This window comes from Rhizobium sp. P40RR-XXII, assembly GCF_012641405.1.
Lineage (GTDB): Bacteria > Pseudomonadota > Alphaproteobacteria > Rhizobiales > Rhizobiaceae > Rhizobium.
The window spans coordinates 471,644-498,377 of record NZ_JABAII010000004.1 but is presented as its reverse complement, the minus strand read 5'-3'; the positions used below and the strand labels follow the sequence as shown (position 1 = coordinate 498,377).

Sequence of the window (26,734 nt, the reverse complement as noted above, 5' to 3'; positions counted from 1 at the left end):
TTCCAAGGACCCAGATCGCTCCAGGTCCCGCAAGCTTCGCCGCCCACGTTTCTCTTTCTTCTCATCTTCAATTGTCAAATAACCGACCAGTCAAACCAGTCAAAAACCTTATTCCCGCAATCCCAGGTCAAAACCCAGAACCACCAATCAGCATCGCAGCCAATCAAGGAAACACTAGAGCGAAAGTCGTCGTCGCCAGCAGCGCCGCCGCCCTCGTTCAGTGATCGGGCTTATAGACCCTACCTCCGAACCAAGTCAACTATCGATTTTGAAAAAAATCAAAAAACAAATAACCGATTGATTCTTATGAGAGATTTATGAACATCCCTGTGGGCGCCGTGATTGCGCTGCAAAACGCCCGCAGATATCCCCACGGAAGCGCAAGGTCCGGTGCCGAAATCACGAAACAGGCTATGAACCGGCAGCTTTGCGCATCGGACCGGGCCGGCGCCCCTGGTATTTTATAGGGAAACAGGGTCCCGAGCGCTGCGAAAAACGGCCGCTCGATTTGACACTCCTGTCATAAATATGCACATCTTCGCCCCCAAGCCTGCGGCTCGCATAAAGGAAGCGGATCTCGATTGGCATGATGACGGACAAGATGATGCTCCGATCGCTCGGTAACGAGCCGCCAATCCTGGCCGATGGCAGGCGGGCGCCGGACCGGCGCGAAGTCTCGCTGCGATGGCTTTCCGGCACCTTCCTGACGGGCCTCACCTCAAGCATCCTGATGGGCGTCGCGCTGTTTGCCGCACTTGACGGCCGTCAGCAGCTGGCCATTCCGGCGGAAGCCTATGCGACAACGGACAGCCACGACGCTTCCGACGATCAGGTCATCCGCGGCGCCCGCCTGATTTCCACCGCGATCGCCTCGAAGCCGTCCGACCGCAACATTCTCGAAGTATCGACGGTCGTGCGCGACGGCGACAAGGAGGTAGTGCGTCGCCAACCCTTCGCCCATGTGAAGATCGCGCTCGCCACCAACCGCATCGCCAGCGAAAACTACCCGCCCTTCGATCCGCTGGCGATCTTTGCCGCCGATGAGAACATACCGCCGCCGGCCAACAAGACCGGCGCCATCTACGGATCGGACGTGGAATCCGAGGTCAGCCTGAAGACGGTGCCCTTTCCCGCCAAGGATATTCCCTTCCAGCTCGCCGGTTCCATGTCGCTTGAAGAGGTGGAGGAGAATGTCCGCTCCAACGGCTCGGTTCTGGCCGATGGCAATACCCAGCTTTCAGCACTCTATTATGTCGACCCTCGCCGTTTCGCCAATGACGATTCCGATGTCGATCTGACGGCGGGTCTTGCCGCGCGCATCGTCGAGGAAAACATGTCCGTCTCGGCGCCGGAAGCGGTCACCGCGCAGACGGAAGAATTCGCCGACGATATCATACCGGTTCGCGAAAATATGCCGATCGCCACGGCGCTGACCAATGCCGGCTACCTCAAGGCCGACGCGGACGACATCACGGCAAAGATCCAGCCGCTCTTCGGCTCGGCCAATGTTTCCACGGGCGACGTATTGCGCATCGGCATCCTTCAGAAGGGTGAGCAGGCCAAGATCATCCGCGCCAGCCTCTATCGCGGCACGAAACATCTTCTCACCATCGCCCAGAACGATCGTGGCGAATTCGTCGCCGGCAGCGCGCCGCCGATGCTGGATGCCATCGCCACCGCTTTCGACAATGATGCGCCCACGCTCACAGCCGGACGCGATCTGCCGAGCGTCTACGACGGCATCTATCGCGCGGCCCTCTCCTACGGCATGACCAAGGAGATGGTGGCGCAGGTCGTCAAGCTGCTTGCCAGCAATGTCGATTTCCAGGCACAGCTGAAGCCGACGGATTCCCTGGAAGCCTTCTTCTCGGTCACCGACGACAAGGGGCAGGCGACGGCCGATTCCGAGCTGCTCTATGTCAATGCCAAGTTCGGCGATACGGTCACGCGCTTCTATCGCTTCGAGGATCCGGCCGATCATTCGATCGACTATTTCGACGAAAACGGCAAGAGCATCCGGCAATTCCTGCTGCGCAACCCCGTTCCGACAGGTGTCTTCAAATCAGGCTTCGGCATGCGCCGCCACCCGATCCTCGGCTTCGCGCGCATGCATACCGGTGTCGATTGGGCCGCACCCCGCGGCACGCCGATCATCGCGGCCGGCAACGGCGTCGTCGAAAAGGCGAGCTGGGATTCCAGCGGCTTCGGCAATCAGACCCTTATTCGCCATGCGAATGGCTACGTCTCCTCCTACAATCACCAGAGCGCCATCGCCAAGGGTATCGTGCCGGGCGCGAAAGTGGTGCAGGGCCAGGTGATCGGCTTTATCGGCTCGACGGGTCTCGCGACCGGGCCTCACCTCCACTACGAGCTGATCGTCAACGGCACGAAGGTCGATCCGCTGCGCATTCGCCTGCCCGGCGGCAAGTCGCTGGAAGGCGATGCGCTCGCCAAATTCCAGGAAGAACGCAAGCGCATCGATACGCTGCTCAGCGACGACAAGTCGAAGCAGATCGCCAGCAAGTAACCGAGCGGCTACCCTCTCCCATTTGCGGTTGGGGCCGATAGCAAAATGGCGGCCCGAAGACCGCCATCTGCATTTTTCTTCAACCAGTGCCGCTTAAGCCGCTTCATTCACGGCCTGGCGCGGACGGAATAACAGCCGGTCCGAACCGCTGGTGACCTTGACGAGCGAACCATCCGGAATCTGACCGGACAAGATCTGTTCGGCGAGCGGATCCTGAACATATTTCTGGATCACCCGCTTCAGCGGCCTTGCGCCATAGACCGGATCGTAACCCTTGTTGGCAAGCCAGTGACGGGCGTCGTCGTCGAGCTCGAGGGTGATCTTGCGCTCCGACAATAGCTTCAACAGCCGCTCCAGCTGGATATCGACGATGGCACCCATCTCATCGCGCTTGAGGCGATGGAACAGGATGATCTCGTCGATACGGTTCAGGAATTCGGGCCGGAAATGCGACCGGACCACATCCATCACCTGTTCGCGCACCAGATCGCTGTCATCGCCTTCTTTCAACTGGGTCAGATATTCGGCACCCAGATTGGAAGTCATGATGATCATCGTGTTGCGGAAGTCGACCGTGCGGCCCTGCCCGTCCGTCAAGCGTCCATCATCCAGAACCTGGAGCAGGATGTTGAAGACATCGGGATGCGCCTTCTCGATCTCGTCGAACAGCACGACCTGATAGGGCCGCCGGCGGACGGCTTCGGTGAGCGCCCCACCTTCCTCGTAACCGACATAGCCGGGAGGAGCGCCGATCAGCCGGGCAACGGAGTGCTTCTCCATGTATTCCGACATATCCATGCGCACCATCGCCGTCTCGTCATCGAAAAGGAAGCGGGCGAGCGCCTTGGTGAGTTCGGTCTTGCCGACGCCGGTCGGGCCGAGGAAGATGAACGAGCCGATCGGGCGGTTCGGATCCTGCAAGCCGGCACGCGAACGGCGAACGGCGCGCGACACTGCCTGAACGGCATCGCCCTGTCCGACGACCCACTTGGCAAGTTCGTCTTCCATCCGAAGCAGCTTGTCCCGTTCGCCTTCGAGCATCTTGTCCACGGGAATCCCGGTCCAACGGGAGACGATATGGGCGATATTGTCGGCGGTGACGACTTCCTGCACCATGGAATCGCGACCGCCATCCTGCTCCTCGGCAGCCTGGAGATCCTTCTCCAGGTTCGGGATCACGCCATAGGCAAGCTCGCCGGCGCGCTGGAATTCACCCTTGCGCTGGGCGATCGCCAGTTCGTTACGGGCTTCGTCGAGCTTTTTCTTCAGATCGGCGGCAAGACCGAGCTTCTGCTTTTCGGCCTGCCACCGCGCGGTCAGCGCATCGGCTTCCTCTTCCAGAGAAGCAAGATCCGTTTCCAGCCGTTTCAGCCGGTCAGCCGAGGCCTGGTCGGTCTCCTTCTTCAACGCTTCGCGTTCGATCTTCAGCTGGATGATGCGGCGATCAAGCTCGTCGAGCTCTTCCGGCTTGGAATCCACCTGCATGCGCAGACGCGCCGCAGCCTCGTCCATCAGGTCGATGGCCTTGTCGGGCAGGAAGCGGTCGGTGATGTAGCGGTTCGACAAGGTCGCGGCGGCCACCAGGGCGGCATCGGCGATGCGGACCTTGTGATGCTGCTCGTATTTTTCCTTCAAGCCGCGCAGGATCGAGATCGTGTCCTCGACCGTCGGCTCTTCGACCATGACGGGCTGGAAGCGGCGGGCAAGAGCCGGATCCTTCTCGACGTGCTTGCGATATTCATCGAGCGTGGTCGCACCGACGCAATGCAGCTCGCCGCGCGCAAGCGCCGGCTTCAAGAGGTTGGACGCATCCATGGCACCATCGGCCTTGCCGGCACCGACCAGCGTGTGCATTTCGTCGATGAACAGGATGATCTCGCCGTTTTCCGACTGCACTTCGTTGAGCACGGCCTTCAGCCGCTCTTCGAACTCGCCGCGAAACTTCGCGCCTGCAATCAGCGCGCCCATGTCGAGCGCCATCAGCTTCTTGTCCTTCAGCGATTCCGGCACGTCGCCATTGACGATGCGCAGCGCCAGGCCTTCGACGATGGCCGTCTTGCCGACGCCGGGCTCGCCGATGAGCACGGGATTGTTTTTGGTGCGGCGGGACAGGACCTGGATCGTGCGGCGGATTTCGTCGTCGCGGCCGATCACCGGATCGAGCTTGCCTTCGCGCGCCTCGGAGGTGAGGTCACGGGCATATTTCTTCAAGGAATCGAAGCCTTGCTCCGCATTAGCGGAGTCGGCGGTGCGGCCCTTGCGGATATCGTTGATGACCTGATTGAGCGCGACAGGCGTGATGCCAGCCTTCTTCAAGCTTTCCGACGTCGAGGCCGTCGGCTCGATCGCCAGGGCCTGCAGCAGACGCTCGACGGTAACGAAACTGTCGCCGGCCTTCTTCGCGGCTTCCTCGGCGGCTGCAAAGACCTTGGCGAGCGGCTGCGAGAGATAGATCTGGCCATCGCCGCCGGAAACCTTCGGCAGCTTGGCAAGAACCGCATCATTGGCAAGGCGCGCGGCCTTGGCGTCGCCGCCGGCGCGCTCGATCAACGAGGCAGCCATGCCCTGATCGTCGTCCAGAAGCACCTTCAACACATGTTCGGGAGCAAACTGCTGGTTACCCTGCGCAAGCGCATAGGTCTGGGCGGATTGCAGGAAACCACGCACCCGCTCGGAGTATTTTTCAATATTCATATGAGACCTCCATGAATCGCTCTGCCCTGACCGGCGCAGACCGATGATTGAGATTGAGCCCCCTTAAGAGGCGGGCCCCGCCTTTCCGCCATTGAGATTTGCGGCAAGGCAACTGAGGAGAATATGGGAGGATATTTGAAGAGTTTAAAGGGTCGCGGAATGGAAAAACCGCCCGGAGTTGTTCCATACGCTTCTGCAATTGAAGAAGCGCCGATCGCCCCCGAAAGAGAGCTCTCCGCCCGTACAAAAGGAAATGGCGGCTTCCGCCGCCATTCCCGCTTCATTCATCTAGTTCGCTCCAGGGAGCGACTTATTCCGAGGTAGCATCCGCCATAGCCGGAGCTTCGCCCGACCCGGCTTCACCCTGGTCATCGCCCTCGGCTGCAGCACCGCGGCGCGGCTGGCGGCGCGGACGATTGCCGCCCGTACTGCGGCGGCGCGGCTGGCGCTCGGTGGCGGCCACCGCCGGAGTTTCCTCCTCGATCGCCACTTCGGCCGGGATGCCTTCGATTACCGGCTGCGGACCAGTGCCGTTGATGGCTTCCGGCTCGGGAGCCGGAGCTGCGGCAGCCGGAGCAGCCTGGTGCTGACGAGCCGGAGGCGGCGCCATCTGCGGCTGGTCATCGATCTCGTTTGCATCGATATCATCGATGTCACGGTCGGCTGCATCGCGGTCATTGTAATTGTGCTGATCGTCGCGCTGATAGCGCTCCTGCATCTGCGCCTGGGCGCTGGCAATGATCCGATTGTAGTGTTCGGCATGCTGCAGGTAGTTTTCAGCCATAACGCGGTCGCCGGAGCTCTGGGCATCGCGAGCCAAGGCCGAGTATTTCTCGGCGATATGCTGTGCGGTTCCGCGGATCTTCACATCGGGACCGGAGCTGTCGTAAGTTCTGGTCAGCGGGTTCGAGCCCTTGCGGTTGAAATTGTTGTTGTTATTTCCGCCGCCACCGTTGTTGTTGTTACCACGCCCCCGACCGCGCTTGTTCTGCTGTCCTGGCCTCATAGATCCTTCACCTGAATTCTCTTCGTTGGGATAAAATCATACACGACACCTGCCGCCGCGGTTCGGACATTCCCGAACCAGGGCCTGCGTGCCGCAAGCAAACTGCGCTTTAGCGCCGGTCTGCCGCTCGACTACGTCAGATTAAACTGATCACGCATTGGGTTATCTTCAACCTTTGACACTCTTACCAAAGAGCGGATCCCCGAGGCTGTCCAAGATAAGCGAATCGTCTCGCTTATTCCCAGCCGCCCAACGCGTGAGCGCAACCTATATTGCTTCCTCAGGAAATCCAAGCTTTTTCTTTGCGATAGCAATAGCGGTTCCACAAATCCGCTGCAAAACGTTGCGTTAATGTTGAAATTCAAACACAAGAACCCGGTCGTTCTGGCCGTAGTCACGAGCCGCTTCGACAAGGGAAAATCCTGCTCCTTCAAAAATTGAAGTCACCGTTTCACGCTGATCGTAACCGATCTCTACCCCAATCATGCCATCCGGGAGTAGAAACCGCGCCGCATCCTTTGCGATCGCCCTATATGCATCCAGCCCATCAAGGCCCCCGTCAAGGGCCGCAGGAGGATCGAAATCCTTTACTTCTGGAGCGAGAGTGGAAATGACACTGGACGCAATATAGGGCGGATTTGAGACAATCACGTGAAAACATTCGTGGATGGCGTCAAACCAGCTTCCATGCACGGTTTCAAACCGCGCCGCCAGGCCATTCTGCTCAGCGTTCCCGCGAGCGGTTTCCAGCGCCTCGCTGGAAATATCGGAACCAACACCCGTCGCTTTGGGGCATTCGTGAAGCAGAGCCAGACAGATGGCTCCCGTCCCCGTTCCGATATCCAATATATGGACATTGCCGACCTTGAATTCAAGACGCCGCACATATGGCAGCATCGTATCGACGAGAATTTCGGTATCGGGCCGCGGTTCGAGCGTTGCCGCCGAGAGCCGCAGGGAGAGGCCATAGAATTCCCGTTCCCCAAGAATTCGATGGACCGGCTCGTGGTTGAGCCGGCGGGCAATCGCCGCCCGCACCGCCGCCGCATCCTTCGCAGGTATGGCCTCGGAGCCGCGCGTCACCAGTTCAGTGGCGGCAAGATGAAGAAGGCCGCCGACAAGGATGCGCGCTTCCGTGGCGGGATCATCGAGATCGGCCTCCGCAAAGCGGGCACGCACCTCCTGCAGGAGTCCGGAAACGGTCGGCCCCTGCCCGCTGCTCATGCCTGTTCACCGAGCTGGGCGAGCTGGCTCGCCTGGTAGTCCGCCAGCAGCGCGTCGACCACCTCGTCGATCTCGCCGACCATCATCCGGTCGAGCTTGTAGAGCGTCAGGTTGATGCGATGATCGGTGACGCGTCCCTGCGGGAAATTGTAGGTGCGGATGCGTTCGGATCGGTCGCCGGAACCGACCTGGCTCTTGCGGTCGGCGGAACGCTCGCTGTCGGCGCGCTGGCGCTCCATGTCGAACAGGCGCGACCGCAGCACCTGCATCGCCTTGGCGCGGTTCTGGTGCTGCGACTTTTCCGAGCTCGTGACGACGATGCCCGAGGGAAGATGTGTGATGCGCACGGCCGAGTCGGTCGTATTGACGTGCTGCCCGCCGGCGCCCGACGAGCGCATGGTGTCGATACGGATATCCTCGGGCCGGATTTCGATATCGACTTCCTCGGCTTCCGGCAGCACGGCGACGGTCGCCGCCGAGGTATGAATGCGGCCGCTGGCTTCTGTTTCCGGCACGCGCTGGACGCGATGGACGCCGGATTCGAACTTTAGCCGCGAGAACACACCCTTGCCGCTGATCGTGGCGATGATTTCCTTGTAGCCGCCTGCTTCGCCATCGCTCGAGGAAAGAATTTCCACCTTCCAGCCATTGGTAGCAGCAAAGCGCTCATACATACGGAAGAGATCGCCGGCGAAAAGAGCTGCTTCTGAGCCGCCGGTACCGGCGCGGATTTCCAGAATGGCGCTCTTCTCGTCGGCGGCATCCTTCGGCAACAGCAGAACCTGGATTTCCTTCTCCAGCGCCTCGATCCGCTCCTTGACCTCGGGCAGCTCCGTTTCGGCAAGGTCGCGCATCTCGCGATCGACTGATTTGTCGGAGAGCATGGCCTCGAGATCGGCAACCTCGGCGATAGCGCGCTCATAATCGCGGGTCTTTGTGACGACCGGCTGCAGTTCGGAATATTCGGAAGCAAGCTTCACATAGACATCCGCGGCCGGGCCGGCGGACATGCGCGCCTCGATCTCACCGAAACGGCGTTCCAATTCGCGCATTTTTTCAACGGGGAGCTTCGCCACCCTCTACTCCAATTCTTCTTATTATCTCTGCTTTGATGTGGTGTGCATGATCCTGCCTGGAAACCGCTTCGTGTCTTTCAGGATCACGCGCTAAAGCGGAATATTGTGGCTCTCGGCGAAGCGCGCAAGGATATCCCGCATGGAACTTGTCGGCTGCCTGTCATCGAGCGCGGTCTCCATGACATCAGACAAAGCCTTGAGGTCGAGCCCAAGCAGCATCGCCTTGACCGGGCCGATCGAGGCAGGCGACATCGAAACCGAGCGGAGGCCGAGGCCGAGCAGGGCCATCGCCGAAATCGTCTTGCCGGCCAACTCGCCGCACAGCGTCACAGGCGTCTTGTTGCGCTCACCGGCGCGCACGATATCGCGCAGGATACGCAGGAACGGCCGCTCGAGCGGGTCGAAGCGGTCCGACACGCGCGCATTGCCGCGATCCACGGCCATCGCGAACTGGAACAGATCGTTGGAGCCGATCGAGACGAAATCGACTTCCGCCATCAGCTCATCCAACTGCCACAGCAGCGCCGGCACTTCCAGCATGGCGCCGAACTGCAGCTTGCGCGGCAGGCTGTGGCCGAAGCGCGAGAGGTGCTGCACTTCCTTCTGCAGGAGCTCGCGCACCGCCCTGATCTCGGAGACTTCCGTGACCATAGGCACCATCATCTTCAGCTCGTTGTCGGCCGCGGCCTTCAGCATGGCTCTGAGCTGCGTGCGCAGCAGGCCGGGGCGGTCGAGCGAGAGACGGATGGCGCGCCAGCCGAGCGCCGGGTTTTCCTCCTCATGCGCCCGGAAATAGGGAACGACCTTGTCGCCGCCGATATCAAGCGTCCGGAACGTCACGACGTGACCGCCCGCCTGCTTCATCACATTGCGATAGAAGGCTTCCTGCTCCTCCGCTTTCGGCATGGTCGAGGCGATCATGAACTGCAGCTCGGTGCGGAACAGGCCGATGCCCTCGGCGCCGGATTCGGCAAGCTGCGGCAGATCGACCAGCAGGCCGGCATTCATCAGCAGCGAAATGCGCTGCCCGTCCTTGGTGACCGGCTCGACGGAACGCAGGGCACGGAACTGCTCCTGCCGGCGGGCACGGAACCGCACCTTCTCTTCATAGGAACGCTGATGATCCGCCATCGGACGCAGATGGACATGACCGCCATCGCCATCGATGATGACCGGATCGCCGTTTTCCGCCAGCGCGACGACACCGGCCGCCTGCCCGACGACAGGAATGCCCATGGCGCGCGCGACGATGACGACATGGCTCGTCACCGCGCCCTCTTCCAGCACCAGGCCGCGAATGTTGGCGCGGGGATAATCGAGCAGTTCCGCCGCACCCATGGCGCGCGCGAAAATGATCGCGTCGTTTGGAAAGCCCTCGGCACTGGTACGGCCCGAATGGCCGATGAGCTGCCGGAGCAACCGGTTCGCCAGATCCTCGAAATCGTGCATGCGCTCGCGAAGATAGGGATCGGTCAGGCGCATCATGCGCGCCTTCGTATCGCTCTGCACCTTTTCGACCGCGGCTTCGGCGGTCAGGCCGTTGCGGACGGCTTCCTCGAGTTTGCGCACCCAGCCCTGGTCGTGTGCGAACATGCGGTAGGTTTCAAGCACCTCGCGATGCTCGCCCTCCATCGAGACGTCGCGGCGCGACAGCATGTCGTCGATCGAGATGCGCAGCGAGCCGAGCGCTTCGGCCAGGCGGCCGATTTCCTTGTCAGCATCGTCGTTCAGCAGGTTGGTGACGACGATACGCGGCTCGTGCAGGACGACATAGCCGAGGCCGATGCCTTCATTGTAGCTGTCGCCGTCGATAGTGACCGAACGCGTAAGATCGAGTTCAAGGCCGGGCTTGGTGATCTTCTTCAGCTCGCCGGTCGCGATCATCTCGGCCAGCACCATGGCCGTCGTTTCGAGCGCCTCCAGCTCTTCCTCACGATAGGTGCGGCTCGCCTTGTTCTGAACGACAAGAACGCCGAGCGATCGCCCGGTGCGCAGGATCGGCACGCCGAGGAAGGAGTGGTAGATCTCTTCGCCGGTTTCCGGCAGGTAGCGGTAGGCCGGATGCGATTGCGCGTCCGAAAGGTTCAGCGGCTGGGCGGAGGCGGCAATCGTACCGACAAGGCCCTGCCCCATCTTCAGTTGTGAAAGGTGGACGGCCTCTTTGTTCAGACCCTCGGTGGCATAGAGCTCGAGCACGCCATCCGCGCGCAGCACATAGACCGAGCAGACCTCGGCGACCATGTTGCTGGCAATCTGGCTGACGATCCGGTCAAGGCGCTCCTGCGGCTCCAGCGGCTCCGCCATCAACTCGCGTAGCCGCTTGAGCAGAACGCGTGGACCGCCGGAAAGGTCTCTCATTGCGCCACTAGCTCCCGAATCAAGATGTCATGCCTGTGTTGCCCACATCAGGGCCGGCCGAAACTCGCCTCCGTCACGGTCCGTTGTCAGCAATCCTGAATCAACTCTTATCCAGACCGTAGCAGGAATGCAAAGTCCTGACTGCGAGTTCTGCGTAAGGACCATCAATCAGGATGGAAATCTTGATTTCTGACGTCGTAATGGCCTTGATGTTGATACCTTTTTCGGCAAGTGCCCGGAAAGCGGTCGCGGCAACGCCAGCATGCGAGCGCATGCCGATGCCGATGACCGATACCTTGACCAGACCTGATTCGCTCTGGACGACGTCGTAGCCGATCTTTTCCTTGTTTTCGCCAAGGACGCGAAGCGCCTTGTCGACATCGCCGGAGGGGACGGTGAAGGTCATGTCGGTCTTGGAGCCGTCCTCGGAAATATTCTGGACGATCATGTCGACATTGATGTGGTTTTCGGCCAGCGGCCCGAAGATCGCGGCGGAAACGCCCGGCCGGTCGGCAAGACGGCGCAGCGAGATCTGAGCCTCATCCTTGGCATAGGCAATGCCGGTGACTACTTCCTGTTCCACGATTTCATCCTCGTCACAAATCAGCGTTCCGGGCGGGTTGAGCAGATCGCCCATGCCCGGAGCATCGGGATCCTCGAAAGAAGAGCGCACGAAGGTGCGGACCTTAAAGACCATGGCCAGTTCGACCGAGCGCACCTGCAGCACCTTGGCGCCGAGAGAGGCCATTTCGAGCATTTCCTCGAAGGCGATCTTCTTCAGGCGGCGGGCCTTCGGCTCGATACGCGGATCGGTCGTATAAACGCCGTCGACGTCGGTATAGATGTCGCAGCGGTCGGCCTTGACCGCAGCGGCGATCGCCACCGCCGACGTATCGGAACCACCGCGACCGAGCGTCGACAGGCGGTTGTCCGGGCCAAGACCCTGGAAGCCGGCAACGACAGCCACCTGGCCTTCCCCCATGCGGCGGATCATCTCACCGCCGTCGATTTCGAGAATGCGGGCCGCACCGTGGGCATTGTCGGTGCGGATCGGTATCTGCCAGCCCTGCCAGGAGCGGGCGTTGATGCCCATGGCCTGCAGCGCAATCGCCAAAAGGCCCGATGTCACCTGCTCGCCAGACGCCACGATCGCATCATATTCGCGCGCATCGTAGATGGAATGATCGGCGCCGGCGACCTTCGGCATGTTCTGGACCCAGCCGACCAGCTCGTTGGTCTTGCCGGACATGGCGGAAACGACGACAGCCACCTCATGGCCGGCATCGACCTCGCGTTTCACATGGCGCGCGACGTTCTTGATACGGTCCAGATCCGCGACGGAGGTTCCGCCGAATTTCATCACGATGCGTGCCATGTGCCTCTACCAGTACCCTGCGCCGGGCGGCCGAATGCGAGGAGCCCGACATGCAAAATCGCCCCTCCGGTTCGGTAGCCGGAAAAGCGTGATCTCAATGGGGCCGTCTCTTAGCGAGTTTGTCGGGCGCGTGCAATAGCGTGGCGCACCCGGCGCGACAAAAACTATACTTTAATAATCAACTTTTAAAGTCGACCAGAGCTTGTCGAGAATTCCACCTTCCTTGTCGATATTATCCTTGTTGAGGAAGGTGGCGACGAGTATGCCGCCTTCCGGCCGGCCCGTCGCGACGATCTCATATTCCATGACATCGTCATCCGTGATGGTTTCTGCCTTCACGCCCTTCAGCACGCTACCGTTCGGGAGCGTGCGTTGCGTGCCCTGCTTGCTTATCTTTGCGCCGCCGTTGAGGCTCTCCTGCACCATCTGCTGCAGCACGACATCGGTATTGCCCGACGGATCGAGGCCTTTGTACAGCTGCACGATGATGCCGGTGCCGATCGGCGTCATCAGCGCATATTGCTGCACGCCATCGCCGAGATCCGTCTTTGCTACGGTGAGCTTGCCATCGTGATCGAAGGAGAACTTGCCGCCCGTGAACGTCACCGTATCGCTGCGCTGCAGCTCCACCGGGACCTTGCGGCCATCCTTCATGGTGACTTCGAACGTATCACCGGGATTGATGCCCACCACGACACCATCGATCGTCAGGCGAAACCCCTTGCTGTCCCCGGCATTTGCGTGGCCGACAGCAAGGCAACCCATGGCGATAGCCGTCGCGAGACGGAATGGTCTCATGAGGAACTCCTCTATAAGCCAGTCGATCGGAATCGATCCCAGTTCTGAAAGTCCATTTCACAGCCCGGCGATTGATCGGCCATAAGATACCTCCATGTCAACCTCGGGACCGCAATTCGCTGCCGCCGATCGACACACCCCACAGGCGATCGACGGCCGCAGCCCTTGACATCGCGCATCGATCGTCCGACTTCACACGGGGAAATATTGTTGCTTGCGTTCGCCCGGAACATGGGCACGGCGCAGATCACGGAGTGAACCATGAGCGAAACGGCAAAGAGCACGATCGACCAGAGCGAAGTGGACCGTTTCTCCGCCATGGCGGCCGAGTGGTGGAGCCCCACCGGCAAGTTCAAGCCATTGCACAAGTTCAATCCGGTGCGCCTGGCCTACATTCGCGATCGCGCCTGCGAGAGTTTCGGCCGGGATCCGAAGAGCAGCCGGCCGCTGGAAGGTTTGCGCGTTCTCGACATCGGCTGCGGCGGCGGCCTGCTGTCCGAACCCATGGCGCGCATGGGTGCCGCGGTCATCGGCGCCGACCCCTCGGAAAAGAACATCGGCATTGCCTCGACGCATGCAAAAGCCTCGGGCGTTCCGGTCGATTATCGCGCCGTCACCGCCGAGCAGCTGGCCGAGGCCGGCGAGACCTTCGATATCGTGCTCAACATGGAAGTGGTCGAGCATGTCGCAGACGTCGAATTCTTCCTGTCGACCTGCGCGAAAATGGTCCGCCCCGGCGGCCTGATGTTCGTGGCGACCATCAACCGCACCATGAAGGCGGCTGCCCTTGCCATTTTCGCGGCGGAAAACCTGCTGCGCTGGCTGCCGCGCGGCACCCATCAATATGAGAAGCTTGTGCGTCCGGAAGAAATCGAAAAGCCGCTGGTCGCCGATGGATTGGAAATCATCGCCCGCACCGGCGTCTTCTATTCGCCGCTGCAGGACCGTTGGAACCTCTCGAAGGATATGGACGTCAACTACATGCTGCTGGCAAAGCGGGCGAACTTGCGCTGATCGCCGGCCGGCGAACCGGCTTCAAACCTTCAATGTCATGACATGCGTCAGCAGCTCGCTTTGCGTGGCGGCGTTGAGCGCAACGATGTCCTTGACGCAAAGACGGTTGATTTCACCAGGCTGACCATCGGCTCCATAGGGCTGCTTGAATGAGAAAGCCGCTGGACTCGCCCCATGATCGTGAAGATATTCCAGCCGCTCGACGCCGTCTTTCCACTCCGGAACAACCCCGGCATCCACCCACCAAAGAACAAGCGGCGGCCAGCTCTGCCTGACATTCCAATGCCGCGCGTGCTTCAAGGCGTCGGCATGCACGCCGCTGTAGGTAAATGCCATCAGCGACTCGATATCGGCCCAGAGCGATAGCGATGAGGGCGCCGTGGTAAAACCGCTGCCTTCGATGAAACGCGGAAAGGCCTGCTCGCCCCAGCAGGACGGGTCTTGTTCACCAGGATAGCCGGACCGGCCGATGAAGCCGCTCGCGCGGGTGGCGGCCTCGAAATTTGCCGCTTCACGCAGGCGAAATCCTTCGACGGCAGGGCTTTCATAGGCCGAGACATGCAGTCCGAAATTATACATGGCAAGATGTTTGTCGCCGGCCGCCGGCATCAATTGACGTCGTCGGGCAGTACGGGGATGGCGGCGATCTCGATGCCTTCCTCGACAAGAGCCTGCGCCTCGTCCGGCGTCGCCTTGCCGATGATCCCGCGCGCATCCGCCTCGCCATAGTGAATCTTGCGGGCTTCTTCCGGGAATTTTGTGCCGACGTCCTCGGCATTCGCCTTGATGGCGTCGACCGCTTCCTTCAGCTTGACCATCGCCTGCTTGCGGGCAGCATCCATGGCAAGCGTCTGCATCTCGTCTTTCTTGCGCGCCGTCGAAACCGAAGGCGCCATCAAAAGCTTGGAGATCGCAGCCGAATTGCAGACAGGACAGGTGAGGAACCCGCTTGCGAGCTGACGCTCGAAATCGGCACTTTCGGAAAACCAGCCCTCGAACTCGTGGGCTTTATCACAGCTGAGCGAATAACGGATCAAGCAGCGACGCCTCCAGCCGCCGGCGTCGCGATCTTCTCCAACGAAAATTCGCGCGCATTCTTCAGGTTCGGTATCTTGTCGCGGGCCGATTTCACCGCACTGACATCGATCTCGGCGATGACGACGGCCTCGCCGGTACCGCCGGCAGACGCCAGCACCTTGCCCCAGGGATCGATGATCATCGAATGGCCAAAGGTTTCCCGGCCGTCCTCATGCTTGCCGGCCTGGGCGGCGGCAATGACGAACATGCCGTTTTCGATAGCGCGGGCGCGCAGCAGGATTTCCCAATGCGCCTTGCCCGTCTGCCTGGTGAAGGCGGCAGGCACTGTCATCACCTCGGCGCCGGCAACGGCCTGGGCGCGGAAGAGCTGCGGAAAGCGCACGTCGTAGCAGATGGAAAAGCCGAGCTCGGCGAAGGGCAGCGATGCGATGCGCGCTTCCGATCCGGGACGGTAGACGGCACTTTCGCGCCAGCTCTCGCCATTGTCCAGATCGACATCGAACATGTGGATCTTGTCGTAACGGTTGATGAGCTTGCCGTCGGGACCGAAGAGGAAGCCGCGATTGGCGATCTTGTCGTCATCGAGCGCAATCGCCGTGGAGCCGATATGCAGGTGGATGCCAAGCTCCTTCGCCAGCTCGGACGCCGTCTTGACGATGATATCGTTCGGCTCGTCGCGCAGCACGGCTCGCATGGCCGGCCGATCCTTCTGCACCGCGCCGGTCATCTCCGGCGTCTGCACGTAGATCGCGCCCTGCGAGGCGGCTTCACGCACGAGACGCGCCATGTCGGCCGCGTTCTTCACCGGATCGACGCCGGAACACATCTGAATGGCAGCGGCCTTGAAGCTCATCGTTTTCTCCCTCGTCGGAACAGGTCAGGCAGCCAGCATCGGGTCGAGCTTGCCGGCTTGGTCAAGCGCGTGAATATCATCGCAGCCGCCGACATGCTCGCCATTGATGAAGATCTGCGGGAAGGTCGATCGGCCGTTTGCCTTGCCGATCATCTCCTGCCGCATCTCGGGCGAATAGGTGGCGTTGTGCTCGACATAGTCGACGCCCTTGGATTCGAGCAGCGATTTCGCACGGGCGCAATAGCCGCAAAACTCACGCGTATAAATAACGACGGATGCCATGATCCACTCCGGAAAAGCTTAGCTTGACTGTCATATAAGATGGCCGACGACCCTTGCAAAGGTCAAAACCGTGACATCGGCCGCGCCTGCTTTCTTCAGGGCGCGCGTCGCCGCCGCCACCGTCGCGCCGGTGGTGTAGACGTCGTCGACGAGAACGATGCGCCGCCCGAATATATCGGCGGCCCGGTGCTCGGACACGGCGAAAGCGCCACGCACATTGTCCTGCCGTGCCTTGGCCCCGAGGCCGACCTGCTGGCTCGTGCGCTTGACGCGCAGAAGTGTCGTGGCGAGCAGCGGCTTGCCCGAAAGGCGGGCAATGTGACGGGCGAGTTCGGCGGCCTAGTTATACTTGCGGGCAAACAGCCGCGCCCGGTGCAGCGGCACTGGAATGATCGCATCGCAGGCGGCAACCGATCCGTCGCTGGCGCGCAGCATCCAGCTCGCCATCAACGGCGCCAGATCGGTGCGATCGCGATATTTCAAACTGAGAATGAGATCGCGCACGATGCCGTCATGGACGGCGGCGGACCGCAGGCGATCGAAGACGGGCGGATCGGCAATCGCCTCGGCGCTGAGAATGCCGGCACCGAGATCATGGGAAAACGGGCTGCCCAGAACCTCGCAATAAGGGCGCTCGATGAAGCGAATATCCGACCAGCATGCCGGGCAGAGGCCTCGATGCGCCCCGACCGAGACGCCACAGCCCGGACAGGCAGGCGGATAGACGAGATCGGCGAGTGCCACCCAGGGCTTTTTCAGCCCGGCACCCAGCATAGAAAAGGTGATTTCGCGTCCCATCATCCCCATATGATCGAGACTAGCAATTCCAGGAAAAGTGTATAGCGGTTTTCTATCCGGAATTGCTTGAGCGCAAAGGACTGGAGAATAGTTCAGCGATTCCGTGAAGCGTCGAACTCGTCTCTAGCTTTTTCCCGCGGGCTTTGCGAAGGGAAACCGCGCGTGCCCGCCACGCCCTACCGAATTGATGATATTGCAGGAAACCGCCATGGAAATCGTGTTCGACCAATCGCTGCTTTCGGCCCGCAAACGCCGGGCGCTGAGACAAGGCGACCCGAAAGCGGCCTTCCTGCTTGATATCGCCGCCGGCGAACTGGCGGAGCGGCTTGGTGTCACGGAGCGCCATTTCGACGAGGCGGTCGAGCTGCACGGTGCGACCGGCATTGCCGCGCGCCTGGCTCTGGCGACCGGCAAGATCGGACATCTGAAAAGGATCGAAAACGAGGTGGGCTTTGCCGCCCCCGGCGAGACCCTTGTCGAAGCACCGCTGGAAGAACCGGCGCTAGAGGCGGAATCGGTCAATCTCGTGCTTTCGCCGCTCAGCCTGCACGTCACCAACGACACGCCCGGCGTCTTCATCCAGATACGCCGGGCTCTCAAGGCCGACGGCCTTTTCCTGGCGGCGATCCCCGGTTCCGGCACTCTGCAGGAACTGCGCGACGTGCTGCTCGCCACCGAGATCGAGCTTACGGGCGGCGCGAGCCCGCGCGTCATTCCCTTTGCCGATGTCCGCGATGTCGGCGGTCTCTTGCAGCGTGCCGGCTTTACCCTGCCCGTCATCGATGCCGAGACCTATACGGTGCGCTACGACAACCTGTTTGCCCTGATGCGCGACCTGCGGGCCATGGGCATGACCAATCCGCTTGTCGATCGCAGCCGCAAGCCGCTGACGCGCGCCTTCTTCCTGCGCGCGGCCGAACTTTATGCCGAACGCTATTCTGATCCGGACGGCCGGATCAGGGCGACATTCTCGATCATCTATGTCTCAGGCTGGACGCCGCACGAAAGCCAGCAGAAGCCGCTGCGGCCGGGTTCCGCCAAGGCGCGCTTGGCGGATGCGCTCAAGGTCGAAGAGCACAAGCTGAAGCAATAGCCAACGGGCCAAGGCTGCCCTGGTCGCAAATCAATGTCGCAAACCGACTCAGTTTTGTGAGGCGATCGAATTCTGCAACGTATTGGAGAGCGTGTTGAACACGCCCGAGAGGCTGCCGCCGAACGCACCGACGCCGCTGATGATCGCCGCCGACATCAGTGCGGCAATCAGACCGTATTCGATGACCGTCGCACCGGTCTTGTCGTTGAAAATACGCCGTACGGAACGCATAAGCTCGGGACTCCCAGCATTGGACAATAGATGAATCCGATGCTCGTCATGGCATCCGGCAGGCTATGCTCATGCTCTATAGCATTTCCGCTTTTCTTCGATGCGCGAAAACGCTCTATCTTTTGTGTCCTTACGCATTCCGGACGGAAAACCGCTGCGCACTTTTCCTGGAAATGCTCTACTGGCAGCCGCCGTCGGCGCCATAACCCTGGACGATGCAGACCGAACCCGGCTCCTGCTGCAGAACGCTGCGACGGATCGTATAACGCTTGCCGTTTTCTGTCTGCGGGATCGAACCCGTGGTAACATTGTCAATATCCGGCGCGCTTGCAAGCACGCGTGACTTCGATTTGTCGGAGAGCATCGGCGTAAGGATGAGCGAAAGCGCAACCGCCGCCGTTCCGAACAGCAGAGCGATATTCAACGCGCCCGTCTTGCGCGACGTGGAATAGGACTGCTCTTTTTCCTGAACAGCTTTCCAGAAATCGTCGTCCATTATGTCAAGCCTTCTTTAACGCACCCAACAACCGCTTGATTGAGAGAATTCAATGCCAGAAGGTCATAAACGATCCCTTAATATCCACATGCAAATTAAAGAGACGTAAAATTCCGGGACAGTGCCTGATTCGGCCTAGAAGGCTGATATTGCATGGCTAATTTTCGTTAACCATATTTGCGATGCGCCGTCCTCTGACGCGTCGAAGGGCTTCGGAAACAGTTAAAAAATCCTTTTCTCCGGCTGCGTCATCGAAAACCGCGCCCGGAACACAGCCCCAAGTAAAGACAGCCGGATTTACAATTATAAATTGCATCCACAATAGACACAGATCAGCGTGACCGGATGGGAGAGCGTCAGAGGCGAACAGCCTCGATGAACTCACCAAGTCGAACTTTCGATTCAAGCATATCTGAGACCGGCGGAGCTCCCTCAAAGAGCGGAACTGTTCCCAACCGGAATTGCCAAAACCCTAAAGCAGGTCCTGCAGGAAGGGGATCAGGGGCTCATCGGCCGGCGGCATCGGGTAATCGCGCAGGGCCATCGGCCGCACCCATTTGATCGCCTGCCCTTCCCGGCCATGCGGGATACCCTCGTAACGCCGGCAAATATAAAGCGGCATTAGCAGATGGAAGGTTTCATAAGTATGGCTGGCGAAGGTCAGCGGCGCGAGGCAGGCGATTTTCGTCTGGATGCCGAGCTCTTCCTCAAGCTCACGCACCAGCGTCTCCTCCGGCGTTTCACCGGCCTCGACCTTACCGCCGGGAAATTCCCAGAGACCGGCGAGCGATTTGCCTTCGGGACGTTGCGCCAGCAGAATGCGGCCATCGGTATCGATGAGCGCACAAGCGGCAACGAGAACGATCTTGCGGCCTGCTTCGCTCATGCGTCCACCGGCGGCTGCCAATAGTAATAACGATAGGCCTCGCGGAAGCCGAAACGGGCATAGAGCGTCAAGGCCGGCGCGTTGTCGGCGCTGACCTGGAGCCAGGCAGTCTTGGCGCTGCGCATCCGCGCCCAACGCAATGCAGACGTCAGGATCTCGGCTCCCAGCCCCTTGCGCCGGTGCTGTGGCGCGACGGCAACCGACATGATGCCGGCAAGGTCATTGTCCTGCACGCAGAGCGTTGTCGCCACCGGCCCGGCATCGTCATTCTCGATGACGAAAAGACCGGAGGGCGGCTTGATGCTGCTCACCACCTCCGCCAGCGCGGGCTTCAGGGCAGGATCAGCCCCATCAACCAGCAGGCTGGCATCGACATAGCGGCCGACATCGTGGCTCGGCAGATGATCGAGCATGTCAGGCAGTTCGAGATCGACGAGATCGGCGATCATCACGATCGTCTCGTCGAACCGTGTCCAACCGCGCTTACGCAGGAGATCGATGAGCTGTGGCGAGGCAAGCGGCGTTTCGCGCACAACCATCGGCCGGCCATAGGCCTCGAACTTGCGCTGCGCCTTCGCCAGGCGGATCTCGAGATCGCGGTGATCGGAGGGATCGAGCGGCACGACCGAATTCAACCGCTTCGACGGATGACCCGCCGTCAGCCGGACCTGCCAGCTGCCGTCATACTGCACCGACGACGCAGGCCAGGCCCGGAAGCCGACGGCTTCGAGCCTGCGCACCAAAGGCAGCTTGTTTATCGTGGACTGCGCATGCATCAGCGAAATATCAGCTCCGGTAGTCGCCATTGATGGCAACATATTCCTTCGTCAGGTCACAGGTCCAGACCGTTGCGCGACCATTGCCGAGACCGAGATCGACCTTCACGGGAATATCCTGCTGCTTCATGACGTTCGAGGCGGCTTCCTCGGAATAGGAAGCATCACGCTCGCCGTTGACGGCGACGCGGACATCGCCGAACCAGATAGCAAGCTTGTCGCGATCCGCCATTTCGCCGGCCTTGCCGACGGCCATGACGACACGGCCCCAATTGGCGTCCTCGCCCGCCGCCGCGGTCTTGACCAGTGGCGAGTTGGCGATCGAAAGCGCGATGCGCTTGGCGGCAGCGTCATTTTCAGCGCCGGTCACGGTGATTTCGAGCATCTTGGTTGCGCCTTCGCCGTCGCGAACGACCTGAATGGCGAGATCCTTGAGCAGCTCGTTGAGTGCCGCGCGGAAAGCGGAAAGCTTGGGATCGTCGGCGCGATCGATATGCGGCTGCCCGTCAGCCGCGGCGGCACCCGTCGCAAACAGCATCAGCGTGTCCGAGGTCGAGGTGTCGCTATCAACGGTCATGGAATTGAAGCTCGGGCCGACACCGTCGGAAAGCAGCGTCTGCAGCGCGGCGGAGGAAATGTCGGCGTCGGTGGCGACGAAGGACAGCATGGTCGCCATGTCGGGCGCAATCATGCCGGCACCCTTGGCGATGCCGTTGATGGTAACCTTGACGCCACCGATCTCCGCGGTACGGGTCGCGACCTTCGGATAGGTATCCGTGGTCATGATCGCCTTGGCGGCTTCGAACCAGAAATCGCTGACGGCATCCTTCGCCATCGTGTCGAGCACGCCGGCGAACTTGGTGGCGTCAAGCGGTTCGCCGATGACGCCGGTGGAGGCAAGATAGACTTCGTTTTCACCGCAGCCGACAGCCGCGGCTGCGGACTTGGCGGTCAGCTCCGTCGCCTGACGGCCCTTCAGGCCGGTGAAGGCATTGGCATTGCCGGAATTGACGACGACGGCGCGGGCGCTGCCATGCGCGAGGTTCTGACGGCAGAAATCGACCGGAGCCGATGGGCACTTCGAACGGGTGAAGACACCGGCGACGGCCGCCGGCTTGTCGAAGACCATCAGCAGGACGTCAGTCCGGTTCTTGTACTTGATACCGGCGGACGCCGTGGTCATGCGCACGCCGCGAAGGGCCGGCATGGCGGTGAAGGCTTTGGGAGCGAGCGGAGAGACGGAACCGGACATGAGAGCCACCTGAACGAGCATGATGCCGAAAAGTGTAGGCGGTTTTCGGATGCTCTGCTTCTTCGATTCTGGAGCGGATTCAGATTTTAGGTCGATACGACCTAGAATCATCCGGCTCCACTGAAAGGCCCGGAAAATCCGGGCCCTGATTGTTTGACTGCTGCGACTTACTGCTGCGGCTGGGCGTCGGGCGCTGCCGCACCATCGGCAGGAGCGACGGCGTCATCGGCCGGTGCTGCGTCCTGCTGCTTCTGTGCATCGTCATAGGCCTTGCTGAGCGCCGGATCGTTGATGACGACCTTGGTGTCCGTCTTGGCCTTGTTCAGAAGTTCAAGATACTTGTCGCGCATGACCAGCTGACGAACCTGGTCCTTGACCTGGTCGAACGGCGGAGGAGGAGCATTGCGCTTGTCTTCGACCTTGATGACGTGCCAGCCGAAATCGGACTTGACCGGCGTCTTCGTGTAGGTGCCGACCGGGAGGGCGAAAGCCGCCTCCTCGAATTCCTTGACCATGCGGCCATGGCCGAAATAGCCGAGATCGCCGCCGTCGGCCTTGTTCGGGTCGGTCGACTTTTCCTTGGCAAGCGCGGCGAAATCCTTGCCGGCGTCGAGTTCCTTGATGATTGCCTTGGCCTCGTCCTCGGTCTTTACGAGGATATGGCGGGCATGAACTTCTTCCTGCTTCGGCAGGGCTGCGACTTCCTTGTCGTAGCGGGCCTTGACTTCGTCATCGGTGATCTTGTCGGCGACATGGGCCTTGAAGAAGGCATTGTGCAGCTCGCGGTCGCGCAGATAGGCCATGTGGGCCTGGAAGTCCGGCGTCTGATCGAGCTTTTCGGCAGCGGCCTGCTGCGACAGCAGCTTCACGTCGATCGAAGCCGAGAGCGCGGCGACCTTCTTCTGGTCGTCCGGAAGCTGGCCGAGCTGCGGATCGAGGTTGGCGATCGCCAGATTGAGTTCGGACTGATGGATCTCGACATCGCCGACCTTGGCAACAACGGGGTCCTTGGCGTCAGCAGCGAAGGCCGGAGCCTGGAAGGTAACGATTGTTGCGAAAGCAACCGCAGCAAGCTTGTTATACTTCAACATAAAATAACCCTTCGGTGATCTCGACCGGCTCGACAGATGTGGATCCGGCGTGAAAAAGCCTTCAGCAGGAGAATGTGGCCTTTCTGTATCGGCCAAATCCCGTTGACATCAATCGACCCCCCTCTTATCTGTCACGCAACCTCGCGTCCAGAACAGTTTCCGGCCGTTTTGTGCTATACTCCCGTTTTTTTCGGGATTGGAGAAAGCAGGAAACGGCGGGATGAAATTTCAGAAAGGACCAGTCACATGGTCAGCCTAGGTGGAATTGCCCGCAAGTTGTTCGGCTCGTCCAACGACCGCAGGGTCAAATCGTTCCAGCCGCAAGTAGCCGCAATCAATGAGCTCGAGCAACAGATGCGCGCGCTGTCCGATGAAGCTCTGGCCGCCAAGACGGTTGAGTTCCGCCAGCAGCTCGCAGACGGCAAGAAGCTCGACGATCTTCTTGTGCCCGCCTTCGCCGTTGCCCGCGAAGCGTCGCGCCGCGTTCTCGGCATGCGACCTTTTGACGTGCAGCTGGTCGGCGGCATGATCCTTCATTCCAACGCCATCGCCGAAATGAAGACCGGTGAAGGCAAAACCCTCGTCGCGACATTGCCGGTCTATCTGAACGCGCTGGCTGGCAAGGGCGTGCACGTCGTCACGGTCAACGACTATCTGGCGCAGCGCGACAGCGGCACCATGGGTCGTCTCTACAGCTTCCTCGGCCTGACCACGGGTGTCATCATCCACGGCCTGTCGGACGAAGAGCGCCATAATGCCTATGCCTGCGACATCACCTACGCCACCAACAACGAGCTCGGCTTCGACTATCTGCGCGACAATATGAAGTATGAACGCGCCCAGATGGTGCAGCGCGGCCATAGCTTCGCGATCGTCGACGAAGTGGACTCGATCCTCGTCGACGAAGCGCGCACGCCGCTGATCATTTCAGGCCCGCTCGACGACCGCTCCGATCTTTACATAACGATCGACGCCTTCATCCCGCGCCTTTCGAAGGACGATTACGAGATCGATGAAAAGCAGCGCTCGGCCAACTTCTCCGAAGAGGGCACCGAGAAGCTGGAAAACATGCTGCGCGAAGCCGGCCTGTTGAAGGGCGAATCGCTCTACGACATCGAAAACGTCGCGATCGTCCACCACATCAACAACGCGCTCAAGGCGCACAAGCTGTTCCAGCGCGACAAGGACTATATCGTCCGCAACGGCGAAGTCGTCATCATCGACGAATTCACCGGCCGCATGATGCCGGGCCGCCGCTATTCCGACGGCCAGCATCAGGCCCTGGAAGCCAAGGAACACGTACAGATCCAGCCGGAAAACCAGACCCTGGCGCAGATTACCTTCCAGAACTATTTCCGCATGTACGATAAGCTTGCCGGCATGACCGGTACGGCGGCGACGGAAGCGGAAGAATTCGGAAACATCTACGGCCTCGACGTGATCGAAGTGCCGACCAACCTGCCGATTCAGCGTATCGACGAGGACGATGAGGTCTATCGTACGCATGAAGAGAAATACAAGGCAATCATCGCTGAGATTCTCGAGGCTCATAAGCGCGACCAGCCGGTGCTGGTCGGCACGACCTCCATCGAGAAATCGGAACTCCTTGCCGATCTCATGCGCAAGCAGGGCTTCAACAACTTCCAGGTTCTGAACGCCCGCTACCATGAGCAGGAAGCCTATATCGTCGCGCAGGCCGGCGTTCCCGGCGCGGTGACGATCGCCACGAATATGGCCGGCCGCGGCACCGACATTCAGCTTGGCGGCAACCTCGAAATGCGGGTGGAGCGCGACCTGCACGAAATGGAACACGGCCCGGAGCGCGACGCCGCCATTGCCCGCATCGCCGAGGAGATCAAGGAACTGAAGCAGCGATCCATCGCTGCCGGCGGTCTCTACGTCATTGCATCCGAGCGCCATGAAAGCCGCCGTATCGACAATCAGCTTCGCGGCCGTTCCGGCCGTCAGGGCGACCCCGGCCGCTCGAAATTCTACCTGTCGCTTCAGGACGATCTGATGCGCATCTTCGGCTCCGACCGCATGGACGGCATGCTGCAGAAACTGGGTCTCAAGGAAGGCGAAGCTATCGTCCATCCCTGGATCAACAAGGCAGTGGAACGGGCGCAGAAGAAGGTCGAAGCCCGCAACTTCGACATCCGTAAGAACGTTCTGAAATATGACGACGTGCTGAATGATCAGCGCAAGGTGATCTTTGACCAGCGCGTCGAGCTGATGGAATCAAACGACCTCTCCGAATTCGTCGGCGATATGCGCCATGACGTCATCGAGGACCTCGTTTCAAGACATATCCCCGAGCGCGCCTACGCGGAACGGTGGGATGCCGACGGCCTGAAGACGGCTGTCGCCAACTTCTTCGACCTCGACATGCCGATCCATGACTGGGTCAAGGAAGAGGGCATTGCCGAAGACGATATCCGCGCCCGCCTGACGGAAGCGGTCGAAAAGGCCGCGGCCGAAAAAGCCGAGCGCTTCGGCCCCGAAATCACGACCTATGTCGAGCGCTCCATCGTACTGCAGACGCTGGACAATCTCTGGCGCGAGCACATCGTCAATCTCGACCACCTGCGTTCGGTCATCGGTTTCCGCGGCTACGCCCAGCGCGATCCGCTGCAGGAATACAAGGCCGAGGCTTTCGAGCTGTTCCAGGCACTGTTGAACAATCTGCGCCAAGCCGTGACAGCCCAGCTCTCTCGCGTCGAACTCGTGCAGCAGCCGGCCGAGCTGGAAACGCCGCCGATGCAGGCCCGTCATATCGACGCGACGACCGGCGAGGACGAATTCTCGCCGTTCGCTCTCGCAAGCGAAAGCTCCGTAGCGCCGGAAAATCGCGATCCGCGCAATCCGGCGACCTGGGGCCGCGTCGGCCGCAACGAGGCATGCCCCTGCGGCTCCGGCAAGAAGTACAAGCACTGCCACGGCGCCTTCGAAAGCAGCGAAGTAGTCTGAACCTCATCGGCTGACAACAACGACAAAATGCCGCCCGTTTGGCGGCATTTTTGTTTTGCAACGATCACGGATCGCGCGCCAAGCCGATGGGCGACCTGACGACTGGAAGCGGCGAGGCAGGCCATCGTGCTCAGATGGCGGAATGCGGATCTTCATCGTAGAGATGGATCGGATAACCGGGGCCGATCACATCAAGTACCCGATCGAGCCAAGCGGTGAACGCGGGATAATCGGCAAGATCGAAGCCACAATCCGCGGCCCGATGGGCATAGGCATAGACCGCTATATCCGCGATCGAAAACTCCTCGCCGGTGAGAAATGGCGTGGTCTTCAGTCCGCGCTCCAGCGCCGCAAGCGCACGAAGGCTGCCGGCGCGTTTGGCTTCCGCCATGACGGCATTGAGCTCGAGCCGCCCCGTCAAGGTCCAGAAGCGCAGCGTGCCGATGACCGGCTCGACGTGATATTGCTCGAAGAACAGCCACTGCATGACCTTGGCGCGCTGATAGCGGTCCGCCGGAAGAAATCGCGTGCCTTCGGCGACATAGGTGAGGATCGCGTTCGATTCCGCGATCGTGCGCCCATCCTCCAGTTCGAGAACGGGAATGCCGCCTGCGGGATTGAGAGCGAGAAAGGCATTCGTACGCCCCTCGCCTTCGAAAATCGACACCAGTCGGGTCTGGTACGGGATATCAAGCAGCCCGAACAGTACCCTGGCCTTCCAGCCATTCTGCGACGGCAGATAATCGTAGAGCGTGAGCATGGGATCCTCCATTGGCACGCGATCGATTCTACATGTCGCCCGAATGTCCGCCACCCGTTTCCCGCAGCGGGAGTGCGGTATCACGACCATGAGGCCTGCCGCACCCCAAGGTTGCCTCGAATTCCCTGAGCGGACAATT

23 protein-coding genes and 1 pseudogene are annotated in these 26,734 nt (G+C 60.6%); 5 read left to right on the top strand and 19 right to left on the bottom strand.

Features of this window, described 5'->3' with window-relative positions; all coding sequences use genetic code 11:
- On the top strand, positions 1-224 hold a 224-nt coding region (locus HGP16_RS33760), incomplete at its 5' end, for a hypothetical protein (protein ID WP_205927489.1).
- A gap of 362 nt (positions 225-586) precedes the next feature.
- Positions 587-2,527: a M23 family metallopeptidase gene (locus HGP16_RS11195; protein ID WP_168840061.1), complete on the top strand. Its 1,941-nt coding sequence runs from the start codon at positions 587-589 to the stop codon at positions 2,525-2,527.
- 93 nt (positions 2,528-2,620) lie between these two features.
- Here the strand turns inward: HGP16_RS11195 and clpB are convergent, their stop codons facing one another.
- The 7 genes from clpB to HGP16_RS11160 form a co-directional block, all read right to left on the bottom strand.
- Entirely contained in the window at positions 2,621-5,221 is a 2,601-nt protein-coding gene (clpB, locus tag HGP16_RS11190; protein WP_168840060.1) for an ATP-dependent chaperone ClpB, read from the bottom strand.
- Between the two features lie 310 nt (positions 5,222-5,531).
- Positions 5,532-6,227, bottom strand: a complete 696-nt coding sequence (locus HGP16_RS11185) for a DUF4167 domain-containing protein (protein ID WP_168840059.1) — start codon at positions 6,225-6,227, stop codon at positions 5,532-5,534.
- Positions 6,228-6,575: 348 nt separating this feature from the next.
- The gene (gene prmC / locus HGP16_RS11180; RefSeq protein ID WP_168840058.1) at positions 6,576-7,451 is read right to left on the bottom strand and encodes a peptide chain release factor N(5)-glutamine methyltransferase; all 876 of its coding nucleotides are present in this window, start codon (positions 7,449-7,451) and stop codon (positions 6,576-6,578) included.
- The gene (prfA, locus tag HGP16_RS11175) at positions 7,448-8,527 is read right to left on the bottom strand and encodes a peptide chain release factor 1 (protein WP_168840057.1); all 1,080 of its coding nucleotides are present in this window, start codon (positions 8,525-8,527) and stop codon (positions 7,448-7,450) included. Before prfA ends, prmC begins: the two co-directional genes overlap by 4 nt.
- A gap of 90 nt (positions 8,528-8,617) precedes the next feature.
- Complete coding sequence (gene ptsP, locus HGP16_RS11170; RefSeq protein ID WP_168840056.1) at positions 8,618-10,885, bottom strand: phosphoenolpyruvate--protein phosphotransferase; 2,268 nt, start codon at positions 10,883-10,885, stop codon at positions 8,618-8,620.
- A gap of 100 nt (positions 10,886-10,985) precedes the next feature.
- Positions 10,986-12,260, bottom strand: coding sequence for an aspartate kinase (locus HGP16_RS11165; RefSeq protein WP_168840055.1), 1,275 nt, complete (start codon positions 12,258-12,260; stop codon positions 10,986-10,988).
- A gap of 171 nt (positions 12,261-12,431) precedes the next feature.
- Positions 12,432-13,058, bottom strand: a complete 627-nt coding sequence (locus HGP16_RS11160; protein WP_168840054.1) for a hypothetical protein — start codon at positions 13,056-13,058, stop codon at positions 12,432-12,434.
- A 261-nt stretch (positions 13,059-13,319) separates the two neighbouring features.
- Between HGP16_RS11160 and ubiG the strand changes: the two genes are divergently transcribed.
- A complete protein-coding gene (gene ubiG, locus HGP16_RS11155; RefSeq protein ID WP_168840053.1) occupies positions 13,320-14,072 on the top strand; it encodes a bifunctional 2-polyprenyl-6-hydroxyphenol methylase/3-demethylubiquinol 3-O-methyltransferase UbiG in 753 nt (250 codons plus the stop codon).
- 21 nt (positions 14,073-14,093) lie between these two features.
- On the opposite strand, the gene HGP16_RS11150 is transcribed toward ubiG, so the two are convergent.
- From HGP16_RS11150 to HGP16_RS11130, 5 genes and pseudogenes are all read right to left on the bottom strand, one after another.
- Entirely contained in the window at positions 14,094-14,681 is a 588-nt protein-coding gene (locus HGP16_RS11150) for a DUF3291 domain-containing protein (protein WP_168840052.1), read from the bottom strand.
- A complete protein-coding gene (locus HGP16_RS11145; protein WP_168840051.1) occupies positions 14,681-15,109 on the bottom strand; it encodes a DUF1178 family protein in 429 nt (142 codons plus the stop codon). Before HGP16_RS11145 ends, HGP16_RS11150 begins: the two co-directional genes overlap by 1 nt.
- Positions 15,106-15,963 carry a carbon-nitrogen hydrolase family protein gene (locus tag HGP16_RS11140; protein WP_168840050.1) on the bottom strand — a complete coding sequence of 286 codons (858 nt, stop codon included), beginning with the start codon at positions 15,961-15,963 and terminating at the stop codon, positions 15,106-15,108. Before HGP16_RS11140 ends, HGP16_RS11145 begins: the two co-directional genes overlap by 4 nt.
- Positions 15,964-15,987: 24 nt before the next feature.
- The gene (gene grxC, locus HGP16_RS11135; protein ID WP_168840049.1) at positions 15,988-16,245 is read right to left on the bottom strand and encodes a glutaredoxin 3; all 258 of its coding nucleotides are present in this window, start codon (positions 16,243-16,245) and stop codon (positions 15,988-15,990) included.
- Between the two features lie 30 nt (positions 16,246-16,275).
- Positions 16,276-17,052, bottom strand: a pseudogene (locus tag HGP16_RS11130) (ComF family protein).
- A gap of 199 nt (positions 17,053-17,251) precedes the next feature.
- Between HGP16_RS11130 and HGP16_RS11125 the strand changes: the two are divergent.
- Positions 17,252-18,136: a methyltransferase domain-containing protein gene (locus HGP16_RS11125; RefSeq protein ID WP_168840048.1), complete on the top strand. Its 885-nt coding sequence runs from the start codon at positions 17,252-17,254 to the stop codon at positions 18,134-18,136.
- 48 nt (positions 18,137-18,184) lie between these two features.
- Here HGP16_RS11125 and HGP16_RS11120 read toward each other — a convergent pair whose 3' ends face one another.
- The 6 genes from HGP16_RS11120 to HGP16_RS11095 all read right to left on the bottom strand — a co-directional run bounded on the left by HGP16_RS11120 (position 18,185) and on the right by HGP16_RS11095 (position 22,868).
- On the bottom strand, positions 18,185-18,367 hold the full coding sequence (locus HGP16_RS11120; protein WP_168840047.1) for a Flp family type IVb pilin: 183 nt from the start codon (positions 18,365-18,367) through the stop codon (positions 18,185-18,187).
- A 178-nt stretch (positions 18,368-18,545) separates the two neighbouring features.
- On the bottom strand, positions 18,546-18,863 hold the full coding sequence (locus HGP16_RS11115) for a hypothetical protein (protein ID WP_168840046.1): 318 nt from the start codon (positions 18,861-18,863) through the stop codon (positions 18,546-18,548).
- A 472-nt stretch (positions 18,864-19,335) separates the two neighbouring features.
- Entirely contained in the window at positions 19,336-19,749 is a 414-nt protein-coding gene (gene mutT, locus HGP16_RS11110; RefSeq protein WP_168840045.1) for an 8-oxo-dGTP diphosphatase MutT, read from the bottom strand.
- Positions 19,746-20,555, bottom strand: a complete 810-nt coding sequence (locus HGP16_RS11105; RefSeq protein WP_168840044.1) for an N-acetyltransferase — start codon at positions 20,553-20,555, stop codon at positions 19,746-19,748. Before HGP16_RS11105 ends, mutT begins: the two co-directional genes overlap by 4 nt.
- On the bottom strand, positions 20,536-21,777 hold the full coding sequence (argJ, locus tag HGP16_RS11100; protein ID WP_168840043.1) for a bifunctional glutamate N-acetyltransferase/amino-acid acetyltransferase ArgJ: 1,242 nt from the start codon (positions 21,775-21,777) through the stop codon (positions 20,536-20,538). The genes HGP16_RS11105 and argJ overlap by 20 nt, the downstream gene beginning before the upstream one ends.
- Before the next feature lie 167 nt (positions 21,778-21,944).
- On the bottom strand, positions 21,945-22,868 hold the full coding sequence (locus HGP16_RS11095) for a peptidylprolyl isomerase (RefSeq protein WP_168840042.1): 924 nt from the start codon (positions 22,866-22,868) through the stop codon (positions 21,945-21,947).
- A 246-nt stretch (positions 22,869-23,114) separates the two neighbouring features.
- Between HGP16_RS11095 and secA the strand changes: the two genes are divergently transcribed.
- Positions 23,115-25,835: a preprotein translocase subunit SecA gene (secA, locus tag HGP16_RS11090; RefSeq protein ID WP_168840041.1), complete on the top strand. Its 2,721-nt coding sequence runs from the start codon at positions 23,115-23,117 to the stop codon at positions 25,833-25,835.
- A gap of 130 nt (positions 25,836-25,965) precedes the next feature.
- Here the strand turns inward: secA and HGP16_RS11085 are convergent, their stop codons facing one another.
- Positions 25,966-26,595: a glutathione S-transferase family protein gene (locus HGP16_RS11085; protein WP_168840040.1), complete on the bottom strand. Its 630-nt coding sequence runs from the start codon at positions 26,593-26,595 to the stop codon at positions 25,966-25,968.
- Positions 26,596-26,734 lie beyond the last annotated feature (139 nt).